We start from the raw sequence: 16606 nt of genomic DNA, 5'->3' as shown, positions 1-16606 counted from the left end.
TCGGACCGTGGGAGCGTAGGGGCCCGAGCCCACCCCGGACCCCTGAGGTTCGCACTGAGAGAGGGACATCCATGCGGGACGCGTACCACGAGGAACTGGACTCGATCGGCGAGGGCCTGGTCGAAATGGCCCGGCTGGTCGGGTCGGCGATCGGGCGCGCCACGACGGCGATGCTCGACGCGGACCTGAAGCTGGCGGAGGCCGTGATCGCGGCCGACCAGAAGGTCGACGACCTCCAGCACGACCTGGAGGCCCGGGCCATAGCCCTGCTGGCGCGCCAGCAGCCCGTCGCGACGGACCTGCGCATCGTGGTGACCTCGCTGCGGATGAGCGCGGACCTGGAGCGCTCCGGCGACCTCGCCCAGCACGTCGCCAAGCTGGCCCGCCTGCGCTTCCCGGACCGCGCGGTGCCGCGGGACCTGCACGCCACCATCCTGGAGATGGGCCAGCTGGCGCAGCGCCTGATGGCGAAGGCGGCGGAGGTCATCATCACCAAGGACGTCGACCTGGCGCTCCAGCTGGAGCACGACGACGACGAGATGGACCGCCTGCACCGCACGCTCTTCCAGCACCTGATGGACGACCGCTGGAAGCACGGCATCGAGACGGCGGTCGACGTGACGCTGCTGGGCCGCTACTACGAGCGCTTCGCCGACCACGCGGTCTCGGTGGCCAAGCGCGTGGTGTACCTGGTGACGGGCGAGCACGCGGACGAACTCCAGCAGGCGGAGGCCCCGGTCGAGGGGGCCTGAGACCCGGCCGCCGACCCCCGACCACGACACCGGACGGAGTCCGGCAGCGCGCCGAAGCCTGCGCAGCAGCGCGAGGCACGCCGATAGAAGGGGTCGCGGACGAACTCCAGCAGGCGGAGGCCCCGGTCGAGGGGGCCTGACGGTCGCCTCCCCGTCGGGGACGGGCCTCCGTGCGCCGTTGATGCGCCCTGGCGGGTGGGCATGCAATGGGGAGAGGTGACGTACGCCTTCGAACGTACGCCTTTGAGGAGGGACCCCATGGCAGATTCCCCCGTGAGCGGCACCCAGCAGGAAGCAGCACCGGTCGAAGTGGTCCACCTGCCCGTCCTCGGCGCCTGCGGCTGCGGCTCGGGCTGCGGCTGCGGCTGCCAGTCGGGCGCGCCGTGCCAGTGCGGCGGCTGCTGCGGCTGAGCGGCCGGGCGTAGGCGAGGGCCCCGTCCGGGCAACCGGGCGGGGCTCAGCGCTGCCGGCCGTCGTCCTCGACCTCCAGCGTGTGGCGGGCCAGGCCGATGAAGGTGAGGTAGGCGTCCCGCAGTTCGACGAACGCGGCGTCGTAGGCGTGCCTGCGCTCAGGGCTGTCGTCGCCGATGAGCGCTTTGAGCAGCGGCTGCAGGCGGCGGCTCAGCTGCCGTACGTGCTCCGCGGCCTCGGAGACCTCGGCGGGGCCGTCGAGGCGCACCTCGTGGTTGGCCCGGTTCATGGCCGCGATGGCGGGCGCGGTGCGCTCGTACATCCGCGTCAGCAGGCGGTCCTTCGTCTCGCGGTCGCTCGCTGCGTCGACGTCGTCGATCTGCCAGGTGATCTCGAAGAAGGCGTGCGCGCAGCCCATCATCTCCCGGTAGGTGGCGCGGCGCCGCTCCCGCTGTTCGCGCGCGCCTCCGCCACCGCGACCGTCCGGGCCTGCCCCAGCGTGGCGCGCGAGGTCGCCCGCGCGGTGATGTAGCTGGCCGCGAGCGCGGTCAGCGCGGTGAGGACGCCGACCCACAGTCCGCTGTTCGCCATGGAGCGGAAGTCAGCCAGCGCCGCGGGGAGGCGGACAATGACGAGCGCCGGCTCAGGGCCGGGGCCGGCCCGGCGGTAGCAAAAAGCCCCCGTCGACAGAGAACTAGTGGAGGCGTGAGGCTTTCGAGGCCAGATGAACCGCTGGTCAGTCCCTGCTCAGGAGCGCGGGGTATTCGACGCCCCTACTTCCTTCAAAAGTTTTGCACGCGCTGTCGGCGAACCGATGACCACGCTCAGGGCTGGGGACGCTTCTCCGTCCTCTCGCGCTGATACGTTGCCCAAAACGCCAGTAAAAGGCGCCTTAGCTCGCGTACTGTATTCGATCACCATTGCACTGCGACTGCATGCAAGTGATGCCCACGAAGCCTCGTCGCGGGAACCCGGCGCCGAGGCGAAGCTATACGGCCCACCGGAGTATTGCGGTGATCCATCAAGCCCGCCTTCTGGCCACTCCACTGCCAGGTGCAATGAAGAAACATTGGGATCCATTTCACTCACAACTAGCAGCCCGCACGACTCCCCCTGAACGTAGGCAATGATGCGCTGTTTTCCTTTACGGACCTCACCAAGGGCGCGAGGCTCACCCTTCCCCGATACATCGATCTCAGAAAAGACGTCATCGCTCAAATTTACTGGCTCAAGCCGGGCGAGTGGCGTAAATCCACCCGCGAGCGCACCCCTTGCATCTGTTGATGTACCACCGCCAGCACTACAACCGGCGGATAACATGAGAAGAGTGGCCCCAATGACCAATGTACGAGTGTTTAGCGCCATGGGACCACTCCTTCAGGTCATGATGTCATTAGGTGAGGTACTGATTAAAACACACACCGATGGGCTTGTAGGCGTAGACAGCCCCCAGCGGGGTACCGAATCGTTCGTACGCCACGCCGGAGTAAAGGTCAAAGAGGGGGTACGCCTCAATGGTCCCCGTCTTACCCCTCGGCACCTCGTAGCGGGTCTCGTTCTTCACCGTGTACGTTTTGGTGACATCCCAGCCCATGCCGCCCGAAATGTACTTCAGATCTATTTTAAACTCCTTATTTACGGAGGCAGTCACACCCTTTTCCACAGTCATGACCAGAGTGGCCTTGCCCCTGCCACTAGTCTGCTGAATCACCTTGGTGCCACACACCTGACCAAGATGCTTCACGTTCTTGACCGTCGGCACCAACGTGTCCCACGCAGCTCCACTTGCCGCACTGCCGGGTGCAGTCGGACCCGCATAGTCAGCGTTCGTCTTGACCACTGTGCCAGGCCCAGGCGTGAAAAACCCTTGCGCTACGGCCGTCCCAGCACCACCCTCCCCTCGGGGCGCCGTAGGTGCCGCCACAGAAGATCCGGCGCCGACTACGGTCAACGCCAGTGCACCGGATAAGGCCGCTGCCGTCAGCATTTTTCGCACAGTTCCCCCTTAGACCTTCGCCACCCCGCTTGGCGGCGAACGATTTAAACACTAAGGGCGGCGATCATCAACGTCAACGAATTATCGAACTCTTGAGCATTATTTGAGGATGATAAGACACCGCAGCTTGACCAATAGGAGTCAATCGCTATTCACGCCAAAAGAGTGGCTTATTTCAATCGATGGTACGCGTAGTACATAAATGGAACCCTCGGGCCTCTGACGGAACTGCAGCGCCGAAGGGTGCCATCGAATCAAACCCAGCAGGCGCAATGACTAGCGCGCTATCCGTGGCGGTGTTGCTCTTCTCCCCGACGACCTGCGGGAACGGATGACGCTGCTACTGCCACCTGCTCCCGGACGGCTTCGCGTTTCGGACCGGCAGCTCTCGCCGGCGTGGAGGGCGAGCATGTGGAAGCTGACCGACATGTGCGTGGCGGAGGGGTATGTCGACGCCCGGGCTCCAACTCATTCTGAAAAAATCAGTTAGCCAGCCGCTGGAGCCGGGGCCTCAGAGCAGGAGGCGTCACCGCTAACCGCTGATGCGCCATCATGACGGTCAATGGCAAATGAGAAGCCCCCTGACGGCGGAAGTCCGTCGGCAGGGGGCTTGTTCGCGGGCGTTCGCTACTGCTTTCCCTACTTCTTGCCCTGATTCTTGACCGCCTCGATGGCCGCCTTCGCCGCCTCCGGGTCGAGGTACGTGCCGCCCTTCGTGACCGGCTTGAAGTCGGCGTCGAGCTCGTACACGAGCGGGATGCCCGTCGGGATGTTCAGGCCCGCGATGTCGGTGTCCGAGATGCCGTCCAGGTGCTTGACCAGGGCGCGCAGGCTGTTGCCGTGGGCGGCGACGAGGACCGTGCGGCCGGCGAGGAGGTCCGGGACGATGCCGTCGTACCAGTACGGCAGCATGCGGACGACGACGTCCTTCAGGCACTCGGTGCGGGGACGGAGCTCCGGCGGGATGGTGGCGTAGCGCGCGTCGCCCGCCTGCGAGAACTCGTTGTCGTCGGCGAGGACCGGCGGCGGGGTGTCGTACGAGCGGCGCCACAGCATGAACTGCTCCTCGCCGAACTCGGCGAGCGTCTGCGCCTTGTCCTTGCCCTGCAGCGCGCCGTAGTGCCGCTCGTTCAGGCGCCAGGAGCGGTGGACCGGGATCCAGTGGCGGTCGGCGGACTCCAGCGCCAGCTGCGCGGTGCGGATGGCGCGCTTCTGAAGGGAGGTGTGCACGACGTCGGGGAGCAGACCGGCGTCCTTGAGCAGCTCACCGCCGCGGACCGCCTCCTTCTCGCCCTTCTCGGTGAGGTTGACGTCCACCCAGCCGGTGAACAGGTTCTTCGCGTTCCATTCGCTCTCGCCGTGGCGGAGGAGGATCAGCTTGTACGGTGCGTCGGCCATGCGTACGAGATTAATGGACGCGGCTGACGGTTGACGGCTCGCGTCAATTCGGTGGCTCGGCGGAGCACCTCACTTGTAAGTTGCGCTCACTATCTCGGGCGCTTACAGGGGAGTACACGTGTCCACAGCCTCACTCCGGCAGTCCCTCCGCGGAACCGTGTCGGGGCTACCCCCCGGCTTCTGGTGGCTGTGGACCTCGACGCTGGTGAACCGCACCGGTGCCTTCGTCCTCACCTTCCTCTCCCTCTACCTCACCCAGGAGCTGGGCTTCTCCGCCTGGTACGCGGGCCTCGTCGTCGCCCTCCACGGGCTCGGCGGCATCGCCGGGTCCCCGCTCGGCGGCATGCTCAGCGACCGGTGGGGGCGACGGCCCACCATGGTCACCGGCCACCTCGCCGCCGCCGCGGGCGCCGCGGCGCTGGCCTTCGTCACCAGCACCTGGGGCGTCGCCGTCGTGGTGCTCCTGATGGGCGTGGCCATGCAGTCCGTACGGCCCGCCATCGGCGCGACCATCGCCGACCAGGTGCCCGAGCACGACCGCCGGCGCGCGTACGCCCTCAACTACTGGGCGCTGAACCTCGGCTTCGCCATCGCCGCGATCGGCGGCGGCGCCGCGATCTTCCTCGGCTACCGGACCCTGTTCCTGGTCGACGCGGCCGCGACCGCGCTGTGTGCGCTCATCGTCTTCCTGCGGCTGCCGGAGACGCGGCCGACGGGGCCGGCGGCCGGCAGCGCCTCCGCGAAGGAGGGCGCCGCCGACGAGCAGCGGATCTCCATGCTGGACGTGCTGCGCGACGGCCCCTTCCGCACGCTGGTGCTGCTCAACCTGCTCGTCTGCACCGTCTTCTCCGTCCCGTGGGTCGGCCTGCCGCTCACCATGGCCCAGGAGGGCTTGGAGCCGGACGCGTACGGTGTGGTCATCGCCGTCAACGGTGTCGTCATCGTCGGTTTCCAGCTGCTCGTCAACAAGGTCACCGAGAAGCGGTCGCCGGTCGCCCTCCTCACCGTCTCGTCGCTCCTCTTCGCGGTGGGTACGGGCGCGACCGCGCTGGCCGGTACGCCGCTGCTCTTCGCCGCGACCGTGGTGGTGTGGACGATCGGCGAGATGGTGCACGTGCCGACCAACGCCGCGGCGACCGCCCGGCTCGCCCCGGCGCACGCCCGTGGCCGGTACCAGGGCGTCATGGGCATGTCCTGGTCGCTGGGCGGGTTCATCGCGCCGATCGTGGCCGGCTGGGTCATCGGCGGCCCCGGCCCGGACGTCCTGTGGCTGGGCTGCGCGGTGGTGGGCACCACGGCCGCCGCCGGGTACGCGCTGCTGCTGCGGCGGGCGCTGGCGGCGGAAGCGGCCGCGGTCGAGGCGGCGGAGGCCGCCGCCGTCGAGGCCGCCGCCGTCGAGGCCGCCGAAACGGCCGCTGCGGAGGCGGCGGAGGCGGCCGCGGTCCAGGCCGCTGCTGAGGCGGTCGAGGCAGCGGGCCCCGCGCGGGACCGGAAGCCCGAAGTCAGCGCCTAGTGCTGTGACCGGAAAGGTTCACCGGGCCCGATCGTGTGATGGCAGGATCGGCTTGTGGATCTTTCCGAGGGCCTGGCTGGATGGACTGATTGGGACGGTGCTGCCTTCGTGGTGGGCCGCTCGTTGGGGATCTTTGAGGAGTCCGTGACGTTCACGCAGGTCAAGTCGGTGTTCTGGACGGACAACCCGTTGGGGAACGCCCTCCATGAGGTGCTTCTGCAGCTGGTCGCCGCGGGAGTACTGGAGCGGCGGGACGAACCAGACGAGCAGTTCCTGTGGTCGGGGCGGATGACGTCACGCCGCCGCTGGTAGAGGTCTGCCGCCCCAGCGGACAGGGTGAACTGTCGCAGCGGCCCGAAGTGGGCCTCGATGGGGTTTGGCCCAGGACGCGTAGGTGGGCGTGAAACACAGCTCGACCTTGTTCTTCGCCGCCCACCTGCGGATCTTCCAGTTCAGATGGGCCGAGAGGTTGTCCAAGATCACGTAGATCGGTGCACCGTCTGGACGGGCCGCGCGGATCGACCGCAGGGCGGCCCAGGTGTGGTCGATGCCCTTGCATCGCCGGTTGACACCCCACATCTGATCGTCACCGACCGAGTAGCAGCCGTGGAAGTAGGTGATGCCGCGCGTTCGCCGGTAGGTGGCCGGCAGCCGATCGGGGCGGCCTTGCTCTGCCCAGCAGGAGCCGGCGGTCGGGCGGATGCCCAGCGGTCCGAACTCGTCGAAGGCGAACGTGCGGTCCGGCCGCTCGTTGATCGCGTACTCGATCTGCTCCAGCTTGGCGTCGAACGCCGGGTCTGGCGACTCCTTCCAGGTCTTCGTGCGCTGGAAGGTGATCCCGCGGCGGGCCAGTAAGCACCGCAGGGCCTCGCGGCCGATCCGGACGGGACGGGAGATGTTGCGGCGCAGGTGGTCGGCGAGCTTGCGGATCGACCAGCCGGTGAAAGGCTTGCCCAGCACGGTCGGGCGGGTCGTGGCCGTCCGGATGACGAAGTCCTCGTCGTCACTGCTCAACAGGCGGGGACGGCCTCCCGCCCACTGAGGGTTGAGGCATGCGAGCCCGGTCTCGTTGAAGCGGTGGATCACGTCACGGACGGTGTCCTCGTCCGCCTGGACCAGACGCGCGATCACCGGGACCGTGCTGCCGCTCGCTGAGGCCAGCAGCATCATCGCCCGCCGGAACCGCACCGAGCTCGTACTGCCCCGCCGGACGATGTGCTGGAGCTTCTGTCCCTCCTGCTCCGTCAGCCTGCGGACCCTGACCGGTGGGTGCCATCCCGCCTCCCCTGCTGGCCGGAAGCGTCGTCACTTCCAACCAGCACAACGAGCAACCCGGCAAACCTTCCCGGTCACAGCACTAGAGACGGCCGGTGGGACGTCGGACCAGGGCTACGACCCCGACCGAGGGGTCGTCAGGTGCGTGAACGCCGCCAGGTTCCGCGTCGACTCGCCGCGCGCGACGCGCCACTCGTACTCCTTGCGGATGGCCGTCGCGAACCCCTTCTCCAGCAGCGTGTTGAACGCCCCGTCCGCCGCCTCCAGCACCGACCCGAGCAGCCGGTCCAGCTCCTCCGGAGTGACGGCGGCGAGCGGCAGCTTGCCGGTCAGGTAGATGTCGCCGAGGCCGTCGACCGCGTAACTCACGCCGTACAGCTTGAGGTTGCGCTCCAGCAGCCAGCGGTGGACGGCCGCCTCGTTCTCGTCGGGGTGGCGGATCACGAAGGCGTTGAGGGAGAGGGAGTGGTTGCCGACCCGCAGGGAGACGGTCGTGGAGAGCTTCTTCGTGCCGGGGAGCGTGACGACGTACGTGCCGGGGGCCGGGGACTCCCAGGTCAGCCCGGCGTCGTCCAGCGCGGTCTCGATCGTGTGCCGTGCGTCTGCGTGCGCTGCGTCAGCCATGGTGGGAGCGTACGTGACGCCGGTGCTCGTGCAGGGCGGCCGTGTACACGTCGGCCGTCGCCGCCGCCGCCGTGTCCCAGCCGAAGGAGCTCGCGTGGCGCGCCGCCGCCTCGCCCAGGCGGGCGGTGAGCTCCGGGTCGTCGGCGAGGCGGTGCAGGACGTGCGCGTACGCCGCCGGGTCGTGGCCCCGCACCAGGAAGCCGGTCTCGCCGTCCCGCACGGCCACCGGCAGGCCGCCGACGGCGGCCGCGACGACCGGGGTGCCGGCCGCCTGCGCCTCGATGGCGACGAGCCCGAAGGACTCGCTGTACGAGGGCATGACCAGCACGGACGCCGCCCGGAACCAGTCGGCGAGCCGCTCCTGCCCGACCGGCGGGTGGAAGCGGACGACGTCGGCGATGCCGAGCCGCGCGGCGAGCTTCTGCAGGCCCTCGGGCTTGGCCAGGCCGCTGCCGCTGGGCCCGCCGACCACCGGGACGATCATGCGGGCGCGCAGGGAGGGGTCCCGCTCCAGCATCCGGGCCGCCGCGCGCAGCAGGATGTCCGGCGCCTTGAGCGGCTGTATGCGCCCGGCGAAGACGGGGACGAAGGCGTCGGCGGGCAGCCCGAGCCGGGCGCGGGCGGCGGCGCGGCCGTCGGCGGGCCGGAAGCGGTCGAGGTTCACGCCGGGGTGGACGACGGCGACCTTGGCGGGGTCGGCCTCGTAGAAGCGGCTGAGCTCCTCGGCCTCGCCCGCGGTGTTGGCGATCAGCCGGTCGGCGGCGCGCACGATCTGCGTCTCGCCGATCACGCGGGCGGCGGGCTCGGGGGTGTCGCCCTCGGCGAGTGAGGCGTTCTTGACCTTGGCCATGGTGTGCATGGCGTGGACGAGCGGGACGCCCCAGCGTTGGGCGGCGAGCCAGCCGACGTGGCCGGAGAGCCAGTAGTGGGAGTGGACGAGGTCGTAGTGGCCGGGCCGGTGCCGGGCCCAGGCCTGCATCACGCCGTGCGTGAAGGCGCACAGCTGGGCCGGCAGCTCCTCCTTGGCGAGCCCCTCGTACGGCCCGGCGTCCACGTGCCGGACGAGGACGCCGGGGGTGAGCTCGACGGCCGGGGGCAGGCCGCCGGCGGTGGCGCGCGTGAAGATCTCGACCTCGATGTTGATCGCGGCGAGGCGCTTGGCGAGCTCGACGATGTAGACGTTCATGCCGCCCGCGTCGCCGGTGCCGGGCTGGTGGAGCGGTGAGGTGTGGACGCTGAGCATGGCGATCCGGCGCGGCGTCCGGGGCCGGCCGGGCAGCCGGAGCCGGGACGGCGTGGCGGCCGCCAGGGTGCCGGCGAACCGGGACACGTACTGGCTCACGTCGGCGTCCTTCCGCAGTCCTTCAGACATGACAAAAGGAGGATGCGCGGGTCGATCCTCTCTCCCGCGCTCAACAGCGGAATACGCCCTTTCATTTCCGGTTTGCCAAATCATTTACCCTCGATCGCATGGCCCCGCGCATCACCCGCCCCGTGGGCACCACCACACGCGGGACCACCCATCCGAACCGCCTGCGCCGCATGGACCGCTGGATCGCGGCCGTCCACGGCCCCGCGCTGCTGCGCGCCGCCGCGGCCCCGGTCGCCGTGGACCTCGGGTACGGGGCCGCGCCCTGGACCGCCGTCGAGCTGCTGGCCCGGCTGCGCACCGCCGACCCCCGCGCCCGGGTCGTCGGCGTCGAGATCGAGCCCGCGCGGGTCGCGGCCGCCCAGCCGTACGCGCGCGAGGGCCTGACCTTCGTCCACGGCGGCTTCGAGGTCCCGGTGGACGGCGCCCCGGCGCTGATCCGGGCCGCGAACGTGCTGCGCCAGTACGACGAGGGCGAGGTCGCCGCCGTGTGGGAGCGGCTGTGCGCGCGGCTGGCGCCCGGGGGGCTGCTGGTGGAGGGGACCTGCGACGAGATCGGGCGGCGGCACGTGTGGGTGGCGCTCGGGCCCGAGGGGCCGCGCACCGTGACGTTCGCCACGCGGCTGGGGTCGCTGGAGCGGCCGTCGGACCTGGCCGAGCGGTTGCCGAAGGCGCTGATCCACCGCAATGTGCCGGGCGAGCGGGTGCACGCCTTCCTGCGGGACTTCGACCGGGCGTGGGCGGCGGCGTCGCCGTACGCCTCGCTGGGGGCCCGGCAGCGGTGGATCGCGACGGCGCGGGCGCTGGCGGAGGACTGGCCGCTGGCGGACGGGCGGCGGCGGTGGCGGCAGGGGGAGCTCACGGTGGAGTGGTCGGCGCTGGCGCCCGGGGGCGGCTCGTAGCCCTGTGGGGCCGGGGCACGAACCCCCTGTTACTTTGCCGTACGGCATGGCACCATCGCGGAGTCCGCGAAAAGTTACTGACGGTAAATCAGGTGCCGGGCCAGAGGGGGATTCCGTGAACCGACGCCGTTGCGTCACCGCCGCGATCACGTTGGTCTGCGCCCTGACGGTGCTCGCCTCACCTTCGTACACCTCGTCCGCGTACGCCGCGCCCACCCCGCCGGCGGAGCCGCGCCGGAGCCTCGAAGAGGTACGCGCGGAGATCGACGGCCTCTACCGGCAGGCCGCCTCCGCCACCGACGCGTACAACCTCGCCGAGGAGCGGGCGCGGAAGCAGTCCGCCGAGGTCGTACGGCTCGCGCAGGCGATCGTCGAGGGCCAGGCCCGGATCGACGACCTGAAGAGGCGGGCCGGCGCGGCCGCCCGCGCCCAGTACCGCAACGGCGGCATACCGGACGAGGCGAGGTTCGTCCTGGCCAACGACCCGCGGCGCTTCCTCGACGGCGCCGGGCGCCTCCAGCAGGGCCAGAAGGCCACGCAGGACCTCCTCGGCGAACTGAGCCGCGCCCAGACCGACTTGGAGACGTACACCGCCGACGCCAGCACCGAGTGGACCCGGCTGGAGAGCCACCGCACCCAGCAGGCGAAGGCCAAGAAGGACATCGAGTCCAAGATCGCCGCGGCCGAGAAGCTGGAGTCGCAGCTGGAGGCCGAGGAGCGCGAGCGGTTGCTGCTGCTGGAGCGGCAGGAGCAGTCGCGGGCGCAGACGGCGTGGCTGGGCTCCGGCGTGCTGAAGGGGGTCGACGGCAGCGCGAGCGCGCAGGGCAGGAAGGCGATCGAGTTCGCCACCGCCCAGATCGGCAAGCCGTACGTGTGGGGCGCGGAGGGCCCGGGGTCGTACGACTGCTCGGGGCTGACGCAGCGGGCGTGGGGCGCGGCCGGGAAGGCGATCCCGCGCACCTCCCAGGAGCAGTGGCGGCTGCTGCCGCGCATCGACATCAGGGACATGCGGGCGGGCGACCTGATCATCTACCACGCCGACGCGAGCCATGTGGGCATGTACGTCGGCGACGGGATGATCGTGCACGCGCCGCGCCCGGGGCGGAACGTGACGCTGGCCGGGGCGGGCTCGATGCGGATCCTCGGGGTCGTGCGCCCGGACAAATAGCCTTTGTCGGATGTGACCCGCCCAACATCGGGCGCGTGATGTTCGTCATGGGCCGATGCCCAACTACCTCCCTCCGTACGGCATATGCCACCCGCTCTTCGCCGATCACCATTCCGTTCGGCCGTCGCGTACCGCTATGGTCCCGGCTGGTGGTGTGTCGACCGGCGCGCCACCGCGCCCTCGGGGGGAGGGAAGGAAACAGACCGATGCCCGTACCCGTACCGCGACAGAGGGTGGACTCAGGCCAGGCCGCGTCCGCCGCCGTCGCGGAAACCGCCGGGACCACGGACCTCAGCCTCACGCTCACGCTCCTGGTGATCGAGGACGACCCGGTGGGCGCCTTCACCGTCCCGGAGCTGGTGGACGCCTCCGGCACCCGGGTCCGCATACGCACCGCCCGCAACCTCACCGAGGCCGAACGGCTGCTCACCGACGACGTCCACTGCGTCCTCGTCGACCTCACGCTGCCGGCACCCCGGCAGGACGAGGCGGCCGACCGGCTCGCGGCGCTCCGCCACGTGCTGCGCCTCGCGCCGCGCCACGCCGTGCTGGCGCTGGCCACGTCCGGCGAGCCCGAGCTCGCCGCCGAGGCCGTACGCGCCGGGGCGCAGGACCACCTCTTCCGCGAGGAGCTCGACGGGCCGCTGCTCAGCCGGGCCATCCGGTACGCCGTCGAGCGCAAGCGCGCCGACTCGGCGCAGGTGAAGCTGGCCGAGTCCCGGCTGCGCGCGCAGGAGAACGCCCGCCTGGAGCGGGGCCTGCTGCCGACGCCGCTGCTGGAGGGCTCGGACCTGCGGTTCGCGGCCCGCTACCGGCCGGGGCGCTCGCGCGCGCTGCTCGGCGGTGACTTCTACGACACCGTGCGCACGCCCGACGGCACCGTGCACGCCATGATCGGCGACGTGTGCGGGCACGGGCCCGACGAGGCGGCGCTCGGCGTGGAGCTGCGGATCGCGTGGCGGGCGCTGACCTTCGCGGGGCTCTGCGGGGACGAGCTGCTGTCGACGCTCCAGCGGGTGCTGGAGCACGAACGCGAGAACGACGAGATCTTCGCGACCCTGTGCACCGTCGACATCGCGCCCGACGGCCGCCGTGCCGGGCTGTGCCTGGCGGGTCACCCGTCGCCGCTGATCGCCCGCCGGGGCCGCGCGGCGCGGCTGCTGCCGTACGAGGACGGGGGCCCGGCCCTCGGCCTGCTGCCGCGCGCACGCTGGCCGCGCCGGCAGGTGGAGCTGGGCGGCTCGTGGAACCTGATGATGTACACCGACGGCCTGATCGAGGGCCGCTCGGCGGGGCCGGGCTCGCCCCGGCTGGGCCAGGAGGGCATGCTCGCGATGATCAACGAGCAGTTGTCGTCGGGCCTGACGGGCGAGGCGCTGCTGGACGCCGCCGTGACGCGGGTCCGCGACCTGAACGGCGGCGAGCTGACGGACGACGTGGCGGTCCTGCTGCTGGCCCGCGACGCGCGCGTCGCGGGCCACTAGTCGGGAGCCGGCGCTACCGGCCGCCGTTGTACGGCCCGTACGGCCCGTCGCTGCTGGAGCCGCCGCCGCGCCGGCCGCCGCCCGACACCTGCTGGAGGGCGGGCCGTACGTCGACCATGAAGACGATCGACGCGACGAGCCCCGCCAGCTGGAGGAAGAGCCACGGCACGAGCAGGTTCACCGCGACCGTCACGCCGAGGAGGATCAGCCAGAAGGGCTTGGTCTGCTTGTCGGCGGCGCGGTAGGCGTCCTCGCGGGCCGTCGCCGCGAGGAAGAACGCGACGACCGCGATCACCAGGATCGCCAGGTAGATCAAGGAGAGGAACGACGTGAATCCCTCAATCAACATGCTGAGCACCGCCTCACCAGTGAAGTAAGCCCCTCGGTCGTGTCCGCGACGTCCCGTCTGCCCGCCCCGCGGGCGGACGACACTCCGGTGCGGGCACTCCCTCGCCGCCAAGGTACTCCCACGAGCCCCGCCCCGCCGCGTGCGGCGGCGGGGCGGTGAGGGTCACTTCTCGGCCGGTGCCGTGGGCTTCTTCGCCGCGGGCTTGCGGGCGGCGGGGGCCTTCCTGGCGGGGGCGGTCCGCTGGGCGGCGGGCTTCTCCGCCGTGGCGGTCTTCGCCTCGGCCTTCGGCTCGCTCTTCGGCTCGGTCTTCGCCTCGGTCTTCGGCTCGCTCTTGGGTGCGGCGTCCGGCTCGACGGCCACGGCGATCTCGGTCAGCTCCTCGGCGGCCTCGCCGCGCCACTGCCGGACGGCCTGCTCGCCCTGCTCGGCGACCTTCTCGTACGCCTCCCTCGCCTTGATGGCGTACTCGGCGGCCACGCCGACGCTCCGCAGCGCCAGGTCCTGGGCGGTCTCGCCCAGCTTCTTCAGGTCCGGCTCGAGGGAGCCGAGCACCTCGCCCACCTTGGCCTGCACGGTGGCCTGCGCCTCCTTGGCCTGGGCGGCCACCTTCTCCTGTACGGCCTTGGGGTCGGTGTTGCGCACCGCGTCGATCCGCGCCGGCGCCTCGGCCTTGAGCTGCTCGATCAGACCGGGCACCTTCTTGGCCTGCTGCACGGCCAGGTTCGCCGTACCGGCGGCGAAGTAGAGGGGCGTACGGAGTTCTTCGATGATGGCCACTGTGGATCCTCCGGGAACGCGGGTGGGTCAGACTTCGGGTGAGGCGCCGTCCTCGCTGGTGTCCGTATCGAGCCCGTTCTCCTTGCGGAACGAGTCGTAGATCTGGAGCAGCACCTGCTTCTGCCGCTCGTTGATCGACGGATCGGCGAGGATGACGGCGCGCGTCTCCAACTCCTCGCGCTCCCGCTCCTCCAGGATCCCGGCGCGTACGTACAGCGTCTCCGCGGAGATCCGCAGCGCCTTGGCGACCTGCTGGAGCACCTCCGCGCTCGGCTTGCGCAGCCCGCGCTCGATCTGGCTCAGATACGGATTGGACACCCCGGCGGCATCGGCGAGCTGCCGCAACGACAGCTGCGCGTTGCGCCGCTGCTCGCGCAGGTACTCACCGAGATTGCCGACGTTGAGCGATGCCATGGGTCGATGGTGCACCATCCTTGCTAACTTTTGCAAGCGAATGCTTGCAGGTGTGTCGCTCCCGGCGGGGTGCCGGTCGGTGTGACTTCCAGCGTTAGCTGTCACTGCTGCGACTTGGACCATGCCCTGCGCGGCGAGGCGAACGGACCATGCCCTGGGAGAGAGGCGCCCCCCAAGGCCAGGGCGATGTCAGCGCTCCCCGCTACCGTCGGGGGATGCGAGCTTCATACGGAATCCCTTTGACGCACGACACCTTGTGGGCCTGCGAGGGGTGTGGCACCCCTGTCACGTACAGGAGAGAGGGGCGACGTTCGGGGCATTGCCTCAGCTGCAGCCAGATGGCCCGACAAGGCCGCCGGTACAACCTGACAGCAGGCGACGTGAGGGCCCTTCTGGAGGTTCAGGGCGGTCTTTGCGCCTTGTGTGGCGGGAAACCGGACAAGTGGGAGACGAGCTCCTCGTACTGGCACATTGACCATGATCACCAGTGCTGCACTCCGTCAGACGCCGCATGGTCCATCTGTGGAGGATGCGTCCGAGGCTTGCTGTGCATCGGATGCAACGCTCGGGGTGTTGCCTGGTACGAACTCCTCCCTCTTGACCGTAGGGACTGGGGTCGCATGAACGACTACCTGACCAACCCGCCAGGCCGTCGTCTTCGCCTTGCTGGAGGGTTTCAGTTCCTGCTGAAGGACATGGTGCGTGACCGTCTGGCCTAACTCAGGTAAGCGAGGGGTGCCGCGGACAGCAGTCGGGCGGAGGCACACTCCAACTCACCAAGGTGTCAGTGGTGTTAGCTATTATGGACGCGGTTGACGAGATCCTTGAAAGGCATGGTGCATCGGTGAAGATGGCCGACCGCTACAGCGCTCCAGTCGAGGAGCAATAGGCGCGCCTGGCCGGCGCTTCCTGTTGCGACGCCCGCTGGGCGGCGACGCTGTGACATGAATCCAGCGCAGGCTACGTCCTGCCCTAGTTCAGGTGACGGCGCTCCGACGGAGTAATGGGAGGGCCCTACTTGTCTGCCACCACTTCTGCGTGCGACCACCGCGTGTATCACGTTGTCGTCATCGCTCTGGTATCTGTCATCACCGGGCTGGTTGCGGGGATCGGCTTCGCTGCTCTTGGTCAGACCCCCCTCACCGCCGTAGCTTCTGGCGGTGCCGTTCTCGCCTTCACCTACGGCGCTGGCATGACCGCCGTGTCGCACGCAAGTAAGTGTCGGGAATAGCAGCTGCTCGGGGGCGGCCGTCATGGCCGCCCCTAGGCCGTGGGCGCTCAGGGCAACCCGAGACCGCCTCGTCGACGACACGGCGGTCTGGGCGCCGATCCACAGCATCGCCGGCACGCTCGACAAGGCGGTGCCCGAGATCTTCGCCTCGGACTACGTCGAACGCCTGGAGGCGGCCCGCAGCAGGCTCCGCCGGCGCTGGGTGGGCGACGACACCGGCGACGACGCCGGTGACGACCTCTCCAAGGAGTGACCCGGACGCCCCGGCGGCTCCGGCGGTGTCAGTGGCGTGCGGCAGGATCGCCGGTATGACGACGACCGCTGCCGACTACGTCTGGTTCGAGGACCGTTTCCCCGATCTCGCGGAGGCGTGCTGCTTCACCCTCGTGGAGAACCTCGCGCCCGCCGACGTACTCCACCGCCTGGACGGCCGGGAGGAGGCGCCCCTCACGGGAGCGGAGGCGGTCGGTGACGCGGCCTTCGGCCTCTCCCGACGTACGGAGGGCAAGCGGCAGCTCGTCGCCATGACGGCTCTCGGGTCGTGGACCCTGCTCATGGAACCGAACGGCTACCTCGGCGTCACCGAGGAGAGGGCGCTGCCCGCCTCCGCGGGGACCCGCTGGGTGTCGCACTTCGTCAACGTCAACGGGCTCGACGCGTTCCTGTGGGCCGAGGACGGCGTACGGCGCCTGTGGTTCGAGCCCATGTTCCCCGACGAGCGGTGGGGCACCACGCCCGACGACCTCCTGGACGCCATGCACCGCATCGGCTTCCACTTCGGCGACGGCGACGCCCCGGAACCCGACCTCTCCGGCCCGGCCGCGTTCGCCCTCGCCGAGCACCTGACCGGCGTCGCCCTCACCGCCGAGCTGCTGGAGGGGACGACGTTCACGTGCGGCAGCGTCGAGGTGCGGTGAGGCCGTCGCGCGTGCCGTGCGCCTCC

General features: G+C 70.1%; 18 protein-coding genes and 2 pseudogenes. 10 read left to right on the top strand and 10 right to left on the bottom strand.

The features are described 5' to 3' along the window. The first annotated feature begins 71 nt into the window (after nt 1-71). On the top strand, nt 72-752 hold the full coding sequence (gene phoU, locus AC07FJ_RS30695) for a phosphate signaling complex protein PhoU (RefSeq protein ID WP_355355653.1): 681 nt from the start codon (nt 72-74) through the stop codon (nt 750-752). A 258-nt stretch (nt 753-1010) separates the two neighbouring features. Further along, nucleotides 1011-1163 carry a hypothetical protein gene (locus tag AC07FJ_RS30690; RefSeq protein WP_355355655.1) on the top strand — a complete coding sequence of 51 codons (153 nt, stop codon included), beginning with the start codon at nt 1011-1013 and terminating at the stop codon, nt 1161-1163. A 46-nt stretch (nt 1164-1209) separates the two neighbouring features. On the opposite strand, the gene AC07FJ_RS30685 is transcribed toward AC07FJ_RS30690, so the two are convergent. The 4 genes from AC07FJ_RS30685 to AC07FJ_RS30670 form a co-directional block, all read right to left on the bottom strand. After that, a complete protein-coding gene (locus AC07FJ_RS30685; protein WP_479052463.1) occupies nt 1210-1584 on the bottom strand; it encodes a hypothetical protein in 375 nt (124 codons plus the stop codon). Next, complete coding sequence (locus tag AC07FJ_RS30680) at nt 1581-1754, bottom strand: hypothetical protein (RefSeq protein ID WP_479052462.1); 174 nt, start codon at nt 1752-1754, stop codon at nt 1581-1583. Before AC07FJ_RS30680 ends, AC07FJ_RS30685 begins: the two co-directional genes overlap by 4 nt. A gap of 802 nt (nt 1755-2556) precedes the next feature. Then, nucleotides 2557-2925, bottom strand: coding sequence for a hypothetical protein (locus AC07FJ_RS30675; RefSeq protein ID WP_479052461.1), 369 nt, complete (start codon nt 2923-2925; stop codon nt 2557-2559). Between the two features lie 873 nt (nt 2926-3798). Then, a complete protein-coding gene (locus AC07FJ_RS30670) occupies nt 3799-4557 on the bottom strand; it encodes a phosphoglyceromutase (RefSeq protein WP_361417099.1) in 759 nt (252 codons plus the stop codon). 157 nt (nt 4558-4714) lie between these two features. Between AC07FJ_RS30670 and AC07FJ_RS30665 the strand changes: the two genes are divergently transcribed. Both AC07FJ_RS30665 and AC07FJ_RS30660 read left to right on the top strand, forming a co-directional pair. Continuing rightward, complete coding sequence (locus AC07FJ_RS30665) at nt 4715-6070, top strand: MDR family MFS transporter (RefSeq protein WP_479052460.1); 1356 nt, start codon at nt 4715-4717, stop codon at nt 6068-6070. Nucleotides 6071-6214: 144 nt separating this feature from the next. Next, nucleotides 6215-6382, top strand: coding sequence for a hypothetical protein (locus AC07FJ_RS30660; protein WP_479052523.1), 168 nt, complete (start codon nt 6215-6217; stop codon nt 6380-6382). A 17-nt stretch (nt 6383-6399) separates the two neighbouring features. Here AC07FJ_RS30660 and AC07FJ_RS30655 read toward each other — a convergent pair. From AC07FJ_RS30655 to mshA, 3 genes and pseudogenes are all read right to left on the bottom strand, one after another. Then, nucleotides 6400-7318: pseudogene (locus AC07FJ_RS30655) on the bottom strand (IS630 family transposase); the annotation flags it as partial. Between the two features lie 141 nt (nt 7319-7459). Beyond that, entirely contained in the window at nt 7460-7969 is a 510-nt protein-coding gene (locus AC07FJ_RS30650; protein ID WP_479052459.1) for a type III secretion system chaperone family protein, read from the bottom strand. Beyond that, complete coding sequence (gene mshA, locus AC07FJ_RS30645; RefSeq protein ID WP_479052518.1) at nt 7962-9311, bottom strand: D-inositol-3-phosphate glycosyltransferase; 1350 nt, start codon at nt 9309-9311, stop codon at nt 7962-7964. Before mshA ends, AC07FJ_RS30650 begins: the two co-directional genes overlap by 8 nt. 128 nt (nt 9312-9439) lie before the next feature. On the opposite strand from mshA, the gene AC07FJ_RS30640 reads away from it, so the two are divergent. From AC07FJ_RS30640 to AC07FJ_RS30630, 3 genes are all read left to right on the top strand, one after another. Beyond that, the gene (locus AC07FJ_RS30640) at nt 9440-10240 is read left to right on the top strand and encodes a class I SAM-dependent methyltransferase (RefSeq protein WP_361417087.1); all 801 of its coding nucleotides are present in this window, start codon (nt 9440-9442) and stop codon (nt 10238-10240) included. Between the two features lie 115 nt (nt 10241-10355). After that, a complete protein-coding gene (locus tag AC07FJ_RS30635) occupies nt 10356-11408 on the top strand; it encodes a C40 family peptidase (protein ID WP_479052458.1) in 1053 nt (350 codons plus the stop codon). A 206-nt stretch (nt 11409-11614) separates the two neighbouring features. Continuing rightward, nucleotides 11615-12892: a PP2C family protein-serine/threonine phosphatase gene (locus AC07FJ_RS30630; protein ID WP_479052457.1), complete on the top strand. Its 1278-nt coding sequence runs from the start codon at nt 11615-11617 to the stop codon at nt 12890-12892. Between the two features lie 13 nt (nt 12893-12905). Here AC07FJ_RS30630 and AC07FJ_RS30625 read toward each other — a convergent pair whose 3' ends face one another. The 3 genes from AC07FJ_RS30625 to AC07FJ_RS30615 all read right to left on the bottom strand — a co-directional run bounded on the left by AC07FJ_RS30625 (nt 12906) and on the right by AC07FJ_RS30615 (nt 14432). After that, on the bottom strand, nt 12906-13241 hold the full coding sequence (locus AC07FJ_RS30625; RefSeq protein WP_361417078.1) for a DUF2516 family protein: 336 nt from the start codon (nt 13239-13241) through the stop codon (nt 12906-12908). A gap of 162 nt (nt 13242-13403) precedes the next feature. Continuing rightward, complete coding sequence (locus AC07FJ_RS30620; protein WP_479052456.1) at nt 13404-14018, bottom strand: hypothetical protein; 615 nt, start codon at nt 14016-14018, stop codon at nt 13404-13406. A gap of 27 nt (nt 14019-14045) precedes the next feature. Continuing rightward, nucleotides 14046-14432 (bottom strand): helix-turn-helix domain-containing protein, encoded by a 387-nt coding sequence (locus tag AC07FJ_RS30615; protein ID WP_361417072.1) that lies wholly within the window; start codon nt 14430-14432, stop codon nt 14046-14048. A gap of 149 nt (nt 14433-14581) precedes the next feature. Here AC07FJ_RS30615 and AC07FJ_RS30610 point away from each other — a divergent pair. The 3 genes and pseudogenes from AC07FJ_RS30610 to AC07FJ_RS30600 all read left to right on the top strand — a co-directional run. Further along, nucleotides 14582-15034 (top strand): annotated as a pseudogene (locus AC07FJ_RS30610) (endonuclease domain-containing protein); the annotation flags it as partial. Between the two features lie 651 nt (nt 15035-15685). Then, nucleotides 15686-15916 (top strand): hypothetical protein, encoded by a 231-nt coding sequence (locus AC07FJ_RS30605; RefSeq protein WP_479052455.1) that lies wholly within the window; start codon nt 15686-15688, stop codon nt 15914-15916. 55 nt (nt 15917-15971) lie between these two features. Next, nucleotides 15972-16580 (top strand): DUF6461 domain-containing protein, encoded by a 609-nt coding sequence (locus AC07FJ_RS30600; RefSeq protein WP_479052454.1) that lies wholly within the window; start codon nt 15972-15974, stop codon nt 16578-16580. Nucleotides 16581-16606 lie beyond the last annotated feature (26 nt).

The sequence above is a fragment of the Streptomyces sp. NPDC045998 genome (assembly GCF_056430285.1).
Note: the sequence above shows the minus strand (reverse complement) of the source record. Positions and strands in the feature narration are given on the sequence as shown.